The sequence below is a fragment of the Belnapia sp. F-4-1 genome (genome assembly GCF_000802185.1).
Classification (GTDB): Bacteria; Pseudomonadota; Alphaproteobacteria; order Acetobacterales; family Acetobacteraceae; genus Belnapia.
Genome location: NZ_KN676113.1, coordinates 611382 through 620849, shown reverse-complemented (window position 1 = coordinate 620849; position 9468 = coordinate 611382). Strand labels below are relative to the sequence as shown.

Sequence of the window (9468 nt, the reverse complement as noted above, 5' to 3'; positions counted from 1 at the left end):
GCCAGCAGTCGCCAGCCGATGGGTCGCGCAAGGGTGCGGACCTGCGCGGCGTTTCGGGTCTGTGCTGCCGGAAAATGGATGGCTGGGCCGCACGTCGATCCGACGGGCGGGATGATACCGCGGGCCTAAACGCCGCGACAATAGCAACTTTCGCTCAGGCGCCGGCGACCGACTATCGCTTGAACACAGGCGCAAGCAAAAGGGTTCCGGCAAAAGATCGTTATTTGCCGGAACCAGTCATCGATTTTGCGTGAGATCGTCACACGGGTGGTGACGAAGCGCCTGCCGTGGTCGGGCCGGCGTCAGGCGCCGATCGACTTGATCCGCGCCGAAAGGCGGGAAAGCTTCCGCGCCACCGTGTTGCTGTGCAGCACGCCCTTGGTCGCCGCGCGCTGCAGCTCGGGCTGGGCCGACTTGAGGGCTTCCTGCGCCTGGGCTTTGTCGCCGGTAGCGATGGCCGTTTCCACCTTGCGGAGGAAGGTCCGCACCCGCGAACGCCGCGCACGGTTGCGGATCGTCCGCTTCTCGGTCTGACGGATGCGTTTGCGGGCGGAAGCCGTGTTCGCCATAGCGGTGTATCTTCAACTCGGGCAGGGGTGAAAGCAGGTCCGCATGCCCTGGCCGACGGCCCGGGCTGCGCGAGGAAGGGGCTTCTACCCCCGCCCCGCGCGCCACGTCAAGCGACGCAAGCCCTTCTAGCGATTCCGGAAAGCCGGCTTCCGCTTCTCGGCGAAGGCGGCCATGCCCTCCTTCTGGTCCTCGGTGGCGAAGAGCGCCTGGAAGGCCCGGCGCTCGAATTTCACCCCCTCGGCCAACGTCGTCTCGAAGGCGCGGTTCACGGCCTCCTTCGCCACCGCCACGGCGGGTGCCGAGAGCGTGGCGATCTTCTCTCCGACCTTCACCGCCTCCGCCACCACATCCGCCGTCGGCACGATCCGGGCGACGAGGCCGGAGCGCTCGGCCTCCTGCGCGTCCATCATCCGCGCGGTGAGCACGAGGTCCATCGCCTTCGCCTTGCCGATGGCCCGCGTCAGCCGCTGCGTCCCGCCCGCGCCGGGGATGACGCCGAGGTTGATCTCGGGCTGGCCGAATTTGGCGTTCTCGGCCGCGATGATCATGTCGCACATCATCGCCAGTTCGCAGCCGCCGCCGAGCGCATAGCCCGCGACCGCCGCGATCACCGGCTTCTGGACATAGGTCACGGCCTCCCATCGCTTGCCGATGAAGTCGTCCAGATAGACCGCCGGATAGGTGCGGGACTGCATCTCCTTGATGTCGGCGCCGGCCGCGAAGGCCTTCTCGCTGCCGGTGATGACGACCGCCGCCACCGCCGGGTCGGCGTCGAAGCCGCGCAGCGCCTGACCGAGCTCGTCCATCAGTTGGTCGCAGAGGGCGTTGAGCGCCTGCGGCCGGTTGAGGCGGATCAGCGCCACCCGGCCCTGCATCTCGGTCAGGATCATCTCGTACTCGGCCATCGGCGCATCCTCCGTCTTGATGGCGGAGGATATCAGCGCTGCAGCCGTGGGCAATAAAAGCTGGCCCGGCCCGCCTGGACGATCCGCTTGATGCCCGCGCACTCGGGCGGCCCCGGGCAGGCCTCGCAGGGCAGCCCCTCCCGGTCATAGACCTTGAAGCGTTCCTGGAAGAAGCCGATCCCCCCATCCGCCTGCACGTAGTCGCGCAACGAGGAGCCCCCGGCCTCGATGCTCTCCTCCAGCACTGCCTTGATCGCCGGCACCAGCCTGACGGTCCGCGCCCCTGCGACGCTCGCCGCCACCCGCCGCGGCGAGATGCGCGCCCGGTAGAGCGCCTCCGACACATAGATGTTGCCGAGTCCGGCCACGACCTTCTGGTCGAGCAGCGCTGCCTTGATCGGCGTCTGCTTCCCCGCCAGCGCCACGCTCAGCACGGCGGGCGAGAAAGCCTCATCCAGCGGCTCCGGCCCCAGCCCCGCCAGCAGCCTGTGGCTGTCCTCGCTTGCGGTCGGTACCAGGTCGATGCTGCCGAAGCGCCGCGGGTCGACGAAGCCGACGCGGATGCCCTCCTCGGTCTCCATGGCGAAATGCTCATGGGCGATGGGCGCATTCGGCAGGTCCTCGATGCGCCGTGCCACCATCCGCCCCGACATGCCGAGATGGATCAGCAGGGAGTCCCCGCCCGAGAGCCGCATCAGCATATACTTGGCCCGCCGCCGGAATCCCTCTACCCGGCTGCCGGCGAGCCGCGCCGCCAGCCCCTCGGGGAAGGGCCATCGCATGTCCGGCCGGCTGATCGAGGCCGCCCGGATCACCCGCCCCTTCAGCACCACGGCCAGGCCGCGCATCACCGTCTCGACTTCGGGCAATTCAGGCATAGGTTCCGCATCGGCTCCGCTGCCCCTAAGGTGCGCCCCGCATGACCGAACGCAACTCCCCTTCCGACGACACCATCGACTTCGGCTACCGCGAGGTGCGGCGCGAGGAGAAGGCGGGCATGGTCCGCCAGGTCTTCGACAGCGTGGCGCCGCGCTACGACCTGATGAACGACCTGATGTCGCTCGGCCTGCACCGCGCCTGGAAATCGGCCTTCGTCGCCGCCATCGGCGCCTCGCCGCGAGAGGCGCTGCTCGACCTCGCGGGCGGCACCGGCGACATCTCCTTCCGCGCGCTCGAGGCGGGGGCAGGCCGCGTCATCCTTTCCGACATCAACCCCTCGATGCTCCAGGTGGCGCAGGGCAGGGCGCTCGACCGCGGCCATGCCACCCGCCTCGCCTTCCTTTGCGCCGATGCCGAGCAACTGCCGCTGCCCGACCGCAGCGTGGAGAAGGTCTCGATCGCCTTCGGCCTGCGCAATTGCACCGACAAGCCGGCCGTCCTCCGCGAGGCCCGCCGCGTGCTCCGTCCCGGCGGCCGTTTCCACTGCCTGGAATTCAGTCGGGTCGAGGTCGCGGCGCTGGCTCCGCTCTACGATGCCTGGTCCTTTCAGGTCCTGCCCCGCCTCGGCGCCCGCATCGCCCGCGATGCCGAGAGCTACCAGTACCTTGCCGAGAGCATCCGCATGTTCCCCGACCAGGAGAGCCTCGCCGCCATGATGCGCGAGGCGGGGCTGGAGCGCGTGGCGCACCGCAACCTCTCGGGCGGCATCGTCGCCATCCATACCGGCTGGCGGTTGTAGCCATGGCGGCGTGAGCCGATAGCCATCCTGTGAATGAGCAGATGACCGCGCCCGGGTGTTTTCCACTCATCCGGGAAACGCATGAGGTCAGCCTCTTATCTGTCATGCTGCACTGCAAAAAGGGGTAACGTATACTATTATAAGACTGAGGGGACTCGCCGCCTTCGGGCATGCGGGTCGGAGCCTTTAGGGGGTCACTGCACCCATGAACCATCAGCCGGAGGCCACTCTGCGCCTCGACCCATCCACCGGGCCCAGCCCGGTTCCGACAACCGACAGCGGCGCCTTGCCCGAGGGCTGGATCAGCCTTTCCGATTGCCTCCTCGAGCCCCGCCCGGTGGAGGGCGTGCCCGCCAGCACGATCCTAGTGCCGATGGCGCTGCTGCATCCGGAGTTCGGCGTCGCCCTGCTCGGCGTGCCGGGCGCGGTGGCGGAGGCGGCGGCTGCCGCCTTCCGCCAGCGCCTGGAGGATGCGCGCTTCCCCGCCATCTTCCCGGGCCACCTCCCTGTGGTCACGCTCGCCATGCTGCCGGGCGAGCAGCTGAACCTCCGCCGCCGCCTCGCCGCCGCCTTTGCCGCGGTGCCGCCGCTGGAGCTGGCCGGGGGCGATGGCTGGATCACGCTGGTAAGCCGCCTGCTGCAAACCCGCCCACTGGTTCGCCCGCCGAGCCCTGGCCCGCGCCGCCAGCGCCCCGCCCCCCAGCGTCAGGCCGCTGCCGCCGCCCAGCTGCAGGAGCAGGCCAGCTTCGCCTCGCCGAACCTGCCCTGGCGGAATTTCGCCCCCATGCTCGGCCTTGCGGGCGGCGGGCTGCTGATCGGCCTGCTGCTCGGCCTCAACCACACGCCCTCCGCCCCGCCGCAGAGCGGCGCCGAGGCTCCGGCGCGGCCCGTCAGCAGCGCCTCGCCGCCGCCAGCCCCCCGAGCCGAGGCTCCGGCGCCGCAACCGCCACCCCAGCGCCAGGCCTCGCTCCCGCCGCCGCCCGTGGCGCCTGCCCCGGCGCCCACGCCAGCCCCGGCCCCCGCCATCGTCCAGCCGCCCGCCGACCTCGCCCCCGGCTCCACCAGCCTGCCGCGGGTGCTGGTCCGCTCCGCCGCCAACCTCCGGGCCGGGCCGGACAGCAGCGCACCCATCCTCCGTACCGCCGCCCGGGGCGAGGCCTTCCGCGTCCATGGCGAGGCGCGCGGTGGGTGGATCCAGGTCGGCGGCACCTCGCCCGAGGGCTGGATCCATTCCAGCCTGCTGACCGAGCCCTGATCAGGCGATCTCCAGCGGCAGCACCCCCTGCCGCCGGCGCCGCGTGTCCAGCCAGCGCATCGCCGGCGTCACCGTCACCCCATGCAGCCCGACCGAGATCAGCACGGTCAGGCTGACCACCGCCCAGAGCCGGTCCATCTCCGGGAAGGCCGCCGCATTGGCCGCGAAGGCGAGGTAGTAGAAGCTGCCGAGGCCGCGGATGCCGAAGAAGGCGATCGCCGCCCGCTCCGCCATCGGCTGCGGCGTGCGGAGGAGCGAGAGCATCCCCGCCGCCGGCCGCACCACGAAGATGAAGCCGAGCGCCGCCGCCACCGCCGCCCAGTCGAGCGGCCAGAGCACGCCCCCCGCCACCGCGCCGCCGAACAGCACCAGCAGCACCATCATCAGCAGCCGCTCGGTCTGCTCGGCGAAGTCGTGCAGCCGGTCATGGTAGCGGTGATGCCGCTCCGCCGCGCGCATCCCGAGCGCCGCCACGAAGACGGCGACGAAGCCGTAGCCGTGCACGATCTCGGTCAGCCCATAGGCGAGGAAGGTCGCCCCCAGCGCGACGAAGCCATCCCCCGTGCGCGAAAGCTTCGCCCGGTTCGGCATGCGGAAGGTGAGCCAGCCCAGCAGCCGCCCGATGCCCCAGCCCGCGCCGAGCCCGGCGCCGAGCTTCCACAGCACGTCCATGCCCACCCAGTGGCCCAACCAGTCCTCGGGTGCCATGCCGACCGTGGCCAGGGCCACGGCAAGGTTGACGAAGGGAAAGGCCAGCCCGTCATTCAGCCCCGCCTCGGCGGTGAGGGTGAAGCGCACCTCGTCCTCTTCCCCCGAGCGCGGCGGCCCCACCTGCACGTCGGAGGCGAGCACCGGGTCGGTCGGCGCCAGCGCCCCCCCCCAGCAGCAGCGCCGCCGGCAGGCCGAGCCCCAGCCCCCAATAGCCGATCGCCCCGATGCCGAGGATGGAGAGCGGCATCGCCACCCCCAGCAGCCGCCAGGTCAGGCCCCAGCTGCGCCAGTCGAGCGGCCGGTCGAGCTTCAGCCCCGCCCCGGTGAGAGCGACGATCACGACCAGCTCGGTCAGCCGCTCGGCTGCATGAGGATATTCGGCCGGATTCGGCCGGTCCCCATTCGACAAGGCGAAGGCGACAAAGCCGAAGGCGATGCAGAACATGGGCAGCGAAAGCGGCAGCTCCCGCAGCGCCATCGGCAGCCAGGCGACATCGGCAGCCAGGCGACAAGGAGGATGAGGGCGCCCGCGCCGACAAGCAACACGATGTAAGGATCCATTGCTGTCCAACGCCCAGGCTCGCGCTGGTTGCCCTGGTCGTCGATGCGCCATAAGCCTCGGCAGGGCAGGGGAGGCGATGCCATGCGGGTCACGGTCCTGGGTGCCGGCGCGGTCGGCGGCTGGCTGGCGGCGGGGCTGGCGCGGGCGGGCTGGCCGGTTTCGGTCCTCGCCCGCGGCGCCAGCCTCGACGCTTTTCGCGCCGATGGCCTCGTCTTCCTCGAGGGCGACCGGCGCGAGGCCTTCCCCGTCGCGGCGGCGGCCGACCCGGCGGAGCTGCCGCCGGCCGACCTCCTCCTCCTCGGCCTCAAGAGCCACGACCTGCCCGGCGCCCTGCCGCTGATCCAGCGACTGATGGGCCCGGAGACCCTGGTCGCCACCGCGCAGAACGGCCTACCTTGGTGGTTCCTTCAGGGCTTCGGCGGCCCCGCCGAGGGCCTCACCCTGCAAGGCGTCGATCCCGGCGGCGCCCTGGCGCGCGCCATCTCCGTCGAACGCGTGCTGGGAGGCGTCGCCCATGTAGGCAGCCGTGTCGAGGCACCGGGCACCATCCGCCTGATGAAGCAGGACCGGATGCTCTACGGCGACCCGTCCGGCCGAAATCCAGGCCCGTTGGCCGCCCTGGTCGAGGCGCTCCGCCAGGGCGGTATCCCGGCCGAGCCCGCGGCCGACCTCCGCCGCGAGGTCTGGCTGAAGCTTTGGGGCAATTCCAACATGAACCCGCTGAGCGCGCTCTGCCGCGCCGACATGCAGGCGATGCTGGACGACGACGGCATCCGCGGCCTGGTGGAGGCAATGATGGCCGAGATGTCAGCCCTCGGCGACCGCATCGGCCTGCCGACCGGCCAGAGCATCGACGAGCGCATGACGGTCACCCGTCGCCTCGGCCCCTTCCGCACCTCCATGCTGCAGGACCTGGAGGCCGGCCGGCCGCTGGAACTCGGCCCCGTGCTCGGCGCGCTGGTGGAACTCGCCGGCCATCTTGGCCAGCCGGCCCCGATGCTGGCCGCCATCCATGGCCTGACCCGCCTGCTTGCCCGGAACTCCGGGCAGGGCTGAAACGGGCCGGCCGGATGGCGCTACTGCTTGGGCGTCTCGTCCGGCGCGTCCGTCGAGCGCCAGTCCTCGAGCCCGGTCCGGTCCCGCCGGTTGGGGAAGACGTCGATCGGCCCGCCCAGCTGGGAGGCCCGCTCGTTGAAGTCGCCCGGCTGCGCGTCGCCGGGCCCGATCGGCCGGTCGATGGTGCCGCTGGCCCGCTCGGGGGCGGAGTCGTCCTGGGTCTTGCGATCATCTGTCATGCGAGGCCAACGCGGCCGCGCCGGGGCCGGTTCGCTGGCCTGCTTCCCCTTCCGGTGGGACAATGCCCGCCGCAACGGGGGAGGGCAGGGATGCAGGGCAGGCTGGTGATCTTTGGCGCCGGAGGGCATGGCCGGGCGCTGATCGAACTGGCCCGCGACCTGCCCGGTATCGAGCTGGCCGGCCTGGTCGATGCCGCGCCCCGCGCCCGGGAAATGCTCGGCCTGCCCATCCTTGGCGACGAGGGGGCGCTGCCCGGCTTGCTGGCGGGCGGCACCCGCCTCGCCTGCGTGGCGATCGGCGACGCCGCCGCCCGCCTCGCCGCCGCCGCCCGGCTGGAAGCGCTGGGCTTCGCCCTGCCGCCGCTGGTCCATCCCTCGGCCATCCTCGCCCGCAGCGCCCGCATCGGCCCGGGCGCGGTGGTGCTGCCGCGCGCCGTGCTCGGGGCGCTGGCCGAGGTCGGGCGCCTCGCCATCGTCAATACCGGCGCCATCCTGGAGCACGACACCGTGGCGGGCGAGGCGGCGCATATCGGCCCCGGCGCGGTGCTGGCCGGCGGCGTCCGGGTCGGGGCCCGCAGCCAGGTCGGCGCCGGCGCCGCCTGCCGCCCCTATGTCTCCATCGGCACCGATGCGGTGATCGGCACCGGCGCCGCCGTTATCGCCGATATCCCCGACGGCGCCCGGGTCGGCGGCGTGCCCGCGAAGCCGCTCGCGTGACGACGGCCACCTTCACCCGCGCCGGCTTCCGCCGCGGCGCCCAGGCGGCGTTCGGCCTGACCCTCGGCCTCGCCCCTTTCGGCCTCGTCGTCGGCATGGCGGCCGATGCCAAGGGCCTCTCCCTGCTGGAAACCCTGCTGATGAGCGCCCTCGTCTTCGCCGGCACCTCGCAGCTGGTCGCCCTGCAGCTCTGGTCCGACCCGGCGCCGATCCTCGCCGCGACGCTCGCCTGCCTCGTCATCAACCTCCGCCTGGCGCCGATGGGCGCCGCCCTCGCCCCGGCGCTCGACCGGCTGAGCGGCCTCCGCCTCTGGGGCACGCTCGCGGTGCTGGTCGACAATTCCTTCGCCCTGATGGTGACGGAGATCCGGGCCGGCCGGCGCGACGCCGCCTTCCTGCTCGGCGCGAGCCTCGCCATGTGGGCGGTCTGGATGGTGACGACCCTTCTCGGCCATGCCTTCGGCGCCGCGGTGCGGCTGCCGCCGGATCATCCGGTCTTCTTCGCCTCGGTCGCCGCGCTGATGTCGATCCTGGTGCCGCTCTGGCGCGGTCGGTCGGATGTCTTCCCCTGGTGCGTCGCCGGGCTGCTGGCGCTCGCCGCCCAGGGGCTCGGCCTCGGCGCGCCCTGGCCGGTGCTGGCCGGCGCGCTCGGCGGCGCCGCGACGGGCGCGGCGCTGGACCGGCATCGGGACCGAGGCCGCGCATGACCCTCCGCTGGGACGTGCTGGCCGCCATCCTCGGCATGGTGGCGGCGACCTTCCTCTGCCGCGCCGGGGGCTATGCCATCCTGCGGGTGACGCGCCCGCCGCCCTTCATCCAGGCCATGCTGCAGCACCTGCCGGGCGCCATCTTCGTCGCCTTCCTCGCCCCGGCGCTGGCCCAGGGCGGCTGGCCCGCCTGGGTCGCCGGCGGGTCGGCGCTGCTGGTCCAGGCGCTGATCGGCCGGATGGCGCTGTCGATCCTCACCGGCGTCGGCGTGCTCTGGGCGATCCAGGCCCTTCAGTGGTGATGGTGGTGCGCCATGCCCTCCATCCCATGGATCATGCCGGGCTCCACCGCCACCGCCGCCGCATCGCCCTGGTAGGCGGCCGTCACCGCCCGCATCAGCGCGATCTCCTGGCTCTGGTCGGTGACGATGTCGACGTTCATCAGCGCCAGGAAGCCGTTCCGTGCCGCCGGATTGGCCTGGTAGGCCCGCGCCATGTCGAGCGCCGCCTGGTGATGCGCCGTCATCGCCTTGGCGAACTGCACGTCGCGCGCCGAAACCGGCCCCGCCGCATCGAGCACGCCCGGGATCGGCGAGCGCATGAAGCCCTGCCGCTGCGCCATCCCCTCGGTCGCCATCGGCTGCAGGGCGAGGCTGAACGGCCCCACCCCCAACCGCACCGGCGGCCGGTCGAGGTGGCGTGCCACGTCGTCCAGCAGCCCGATCTCGAAGCTCTGGTTGCGGATAATCGCCTCCGCCAGCCGCCGCAGCGCCGGGCTCCGCGCCTCGGGATCGGCAAGGTAGTCCCGTGCCATGGTCAGCGCGCCCGCATGGTGGGGCCGCATGCCGCGGATGTAGTCCCAGTCGGCCTGGATGGCCGCGGCATCGGGGGAGCCGTACCAGGTGCTGGGCACCGGCGCGCCGCCCGGCACATAGCCCTCCTCGATCGCCGCCCGGGCAGGCATGGCCGCGAGCAGGGCAAGGCCGGCCCCGGCCAGCATCGCGCACAGGGAACGCATGACGGTCCTCCTCTCCTTGAAGGACCACCGAGATAGGTCTTCCCATAGTG

Annotated in this window: 13 protein-coding genes; 6 read left to right on the top strand and 7 right to left on the bottom strand. The window is 72.1% G+C overall.

Annotation, left to right across the window (positions count from 1 at the left end; genetic code table 11):
- Positions 1-302: 302 nt before the first annotated feature.
- The 3 genes from rpsT to mutM form a co-directional block, all read right to left on the bottom strand.
- The gene (rpsT, locus tag LH62_RS03190; protein WP_043359211.1) at positions 303-569 is read right to left on the bottom strand and encodes a 30S ribosomal protein S20; all 267 of its coding nucleotides are present in this window, start codon (positions 567-569) and stop codon (positions 303-305) included.
- Positions 570-695: 126 nt separating this feature from the next.
- Positions 696-1475, bottom strand: a complete 780-nt coding sequence (locus LH62_RS03185) for an enoyl-CoA hydratase (protein ID WP_043359210.1) — start codon at positions 1473-1475, stop codon at positions 696-698.
- Positions 1476-1507: 32 nt separating this feature from the next.
- Positions 1508-2353, bottom strand: coding sequence for a bifunctional DNA-formamidopyrimidine glycosylase/DNA-(apurinic or apyrimidinic site) lyase (mutM, locus tag LH62_RS03180; RefSeq protein WP_043359209.1), 846 nt, complete (start codon positions 2351-2353; stop codon positions 1508-1510).
- 41 nt (positions 2354-2394) lie between these two features.
- On the opposite strand from mutM, the gene LH62_RS03175 reads away from it, so the two are divergent.
- Both LH62_RS03175 and LH62_RS03170 read left to right on the top strand, forming a co-directional pair.
- Complete coding sequence (locus tag LH62_RS03175; RefSeq protein ID WP_043359208.1) at positions 2395-3153, top strand: class I SAM-dependent methyltransferase; 759 nt, start codon at positions 2395-2397, stop codon at positions 3151-3153.
- A gap of 205 nt (positions 3154-3358) precedes the next feature.
- Positions 3359-4408: an SH3 domain-containing protein gene (locus tag LH62_RS03170; RefSeq protein WP_043359207.1), complete on the top strand. Its 1050-nt coding sequence runs from the start codon at positions 3359-3361 to the stop codon at positions 4406-4408.
- On the opposite strand, the gene LH62_RS03165 is transcribed toward LH62_RS03170, so the two are convergent.
- Positions 4409-5239 (bottom strand): cation:proton antiporter, encoded by an 831-nt coding sequence (locus LH62_RS03165; protein ID WP_236552634.1) that lies wholly within the window; start codon positions 5237-5239, stop codon positions 4409-4411.
- Positions 5169-5597 (bottom strand): hypothetical protein, encoded by a 429-nt coding sequence (locus tag LH62_RS31790; RefSeq protein WP_236552459.1) that lies wholly within the window; start codon positions 5595-5597, stop codon positions 5169-5171. The genes LH62_RS03165 and LH62_RS31790 overlap by 71 nt, the downstream gene beginning before the upstream one ends.
- Before the next feature lie 165 nt (positions 5598-5762).
- On the opposite strand from LH62_RS31790, the gene LH62_RS03160 reads away from it, so the two are divergent.
- Positions 5763-6737 (top strand): 2-dehydropantoate 2-reductase, encoded by a 975-nt coding sequence (locus tag LH62_RS03160; protein ID WP_043359205.1) that lies wholly within the window; start codon positions 5763-5765, stop codon positions 6735-6737.
- A 20-nt stretch (positions 6738-6757) separates the two neighbouring features.
- Here LH62_RS03160 and LH62_RS03155 read toward each other — a convergent pair whose 3' ends face one another.
- Positions 6758-6976 (bottom strand): hypothetical protein, encoded by a 219-nt coding sequence (locus LH62_RS03155; protein WP_043359203.1) that lies wholly within the window; start codon positions 6974-6976, stop codon positions 6758-6760.
- Positions 6977-7066: 90 nt separating this feature from the next.
- Between LH62_RS03155 and LH62_RS03150 the strand changes: the two genes are divergently transcribed.
- The 3 genes from LH62_RS03150 to LH62_RS03140 are packed head-to-tail and all read left to right on the top strand — an operon-like array spanning position 7067 to position 8702.
- Positions 7067-7693 carry a NeuD/PglB/VioB family sugar acetyltransferase gene (locus LH62_RS03150; protein ID WP_043359201.1) on the top strand — a complete coding sequence of 209 codons (627 nt, stop codon included), beginning with the start codon at positions 7067-7069 and terminating at the stop codon, positions 7691-7693.
- Positions 7690-8400, top strand: coding sequence for an AzlC family ABC transporter permease (locus LH62_RS03145; protein ID WP_043359199.1), 711 nt, complete (start codon positions 7690-7692; stop codon positions 8398-8400). The genes LH62_RS03150 and LH62_RS03145 overlap by 4 nt, the downstream gene beginning before the upstream one ends.
- Positions 8397-8702, top strand: coding sequence for an AzlD family protein (locus tag LH62_RS03140; RefSeq protein WP_043359197.1), 306 nt, complete (start codon positions 8397-8399; stop codon positions 8700-8702). Before LH62_RS03145 ends, LH62_RS03140 begins: the two co-directional genes overlap by 4 nt.
- On the opposite strand, the gene LH62_RS03135 is transcribed toward LH62_RS03140, so the two are convergent.
- Positions 8693-9418: a DUF305 domain-containing protein gene (locus LH62_RS03135; RefSeq protein WP_201445412.1), complete on the bottom strand. Its 726-nt coding sequence runs from the start codon at positions 9416-9418 to the stop codon at positions 8693-8695. The genes LH62_RS03140 and LH62_RS03135 overlap by 10 nt on opposite strands.
- Positions 9419-9468 lie beyond the last annotated feature (50 nt).

Excerpts from the sequence above, each read along its gene's own strand:
- rpsT (WP_043359211.1), bottom strand. The coding sequence starts at position 569 with ATGGCGAACACGGCTTCCGCCCGCAAACGCATCCGTCAGACCGAGAAG.
- LH62_RS03185 (WP_043359210.1), bottom strand. The coding sequence starts at position 1,475 with ATGGCCGAGTACGAGATGATCCTGACCGAGATGCAGGGCCGGGTGGCG.
- mutM (WP_043359209.1), bottom strand. The coding sequence starts at position 2,353 with ATGCCTGAATTGCCCGAAGTCGAGACGGTGATGCGCGGCCTGGCCGTG.
- LH62_RS03175 (WP_043359208.1), top strand. The coding sequence starts at position 2,395 with ATGACCGAACGCAACTCCCCTTCCGACGACACCATCGACTTCGGCTAC.
- LH62_RS03170 (WP_043359207.1), top strand. The coding sequence starts at position 3,359 with ATGAACCATCAGCCGGAGGCCACTCTGCGCCTCGACCCATCCACCGGG.
- LH62_RS31790 (WP_236552459.1), bottom strand. The coding sequence starts at position 5,597 with ATGGCGCTGCGGGAGCTGCCGCTTTCGCTGCCCATGTTCTGCATCGCC.
- LH62_RS03160 (WP_043359205.1), top strand. The coding sequence starts at position 5,763 with ATGCGGGTCACGGTCCTGGGTGCCGGCGCGGTCGGCGGCTGGCTGGCG.
- LH62_RS03155 (WP_043359203.1), bottom strand. The coding sequence starts at position 6,976 with ATGACAGATGATCGCAAGACCCAGGACGACTCCGCCCCCGAGCGGGCC.
- LH62_RS03150 (WP_043359201.1), top strand. The coding sequence starts at position 7,067 with ATGCAGGGCAGGCTGGTGATCTTTGGCGCCGGAGGGCATGGCCGGGCG.
- LH62_RS03140 (WP_043359197.1), top strand. The coding sequence starts at position 8,397 with ATGACCCTCCGCTGGGACGTGCTGGCCGCCATCCTCGGCATGGTGGCG.
- LH62_RS03135 (WP_201445412.1), bottom strand. The coding sequence starts at position 9,418 with ATGCGTTCCCTGTGCGCGATGCTGGCCGGGGCCGGCCTTGCCCTGCTC.